2 protein-coding genes are annotated in these 531 nt (G+C 66.5%); one reads left to right on the forward strand and one right to left on the reverse strand.

Features of this window, described 5'->3' with window-relative positions; translation table 11 throughout:
• A partial coding sequence (locus tag J5M56_RS24190) for a phage baseplate assembly protein V (RefSeq protein ID WP_207937967.1) occupies positions 1–235 on the reverse strand: 235 nt, incomplete at its 3' end.
• A 104-nt stretch (positions 236–339) separates the two neighbouring features.
• On the opposite strand from J5M56_RS24190, the gene J5M56_RS24195 reads away from it, so the two are divergent.
• A partial coding sequence (locus J5M56_RS24195; RefSeq protein WP_207937968.1) for a hypothetical protein occupies positions 340–531 on the forward strand: 192 nt, incomplete at its 3' end.

The following is a 531-nucleotide window of genomic DNA, read 5'->3' on the forward strand; positions in this document are numbered from 1 at the left end:
GCGCAAGGTCGCCCATCGCGCCGAGCACGACGACTTGCTCGCCCTTCGTCGGCGGCAGCCATTCGCGCGTCGCGCCGGCCGAGGGCGTGAGCCAGGGAATCCAGTTCGTTTGCAGGCCGTCGTCGTCCGATTCGCCGATCGCCACGCGGCAAAGCGCCGCCTTGTGGTCGACATCGAGAATCGAGCCTTTGCGCACGGCGTTGCGTGCTTGCCGTTGAATTTCGTTCGCATCCATACCGGCAATGGTGCCGGTCGCCCGCGCGTGGCGCGAGCACTCGCCTTTGTCGTGCCGCCGGGTACAGCGCACTCGTGATCCGCGCAATGAAACGTGCGTCGACAATGGCCGCTCGACACACGCAACAGTGCGGGCGGCTCGTGCCGCGCGCGCATTTCCACTCTCGCAACACGATGACGATTCACGCTACCGACGCCGCGCCCGCGGCCGATCTTTCCCCGCTACTCGACCGACTTCACGCAATGGATGCGCTCACGCTCGCGCGCATGCTGCCCGACGCGTCAATCGACATGGTG

It is taken from the genome of Pseudomonas sp. 51_B (assembly GCF_017491595.1).
In the GTDB taxonomy this organism is placed as follows: Bacteria; Pseudomonadota; Gammaproteobacteria; order Pseudomonadales; family Pseudomonadaceae; genus Aquipseudomonas; species Aquipseudomonas promysalinigenes.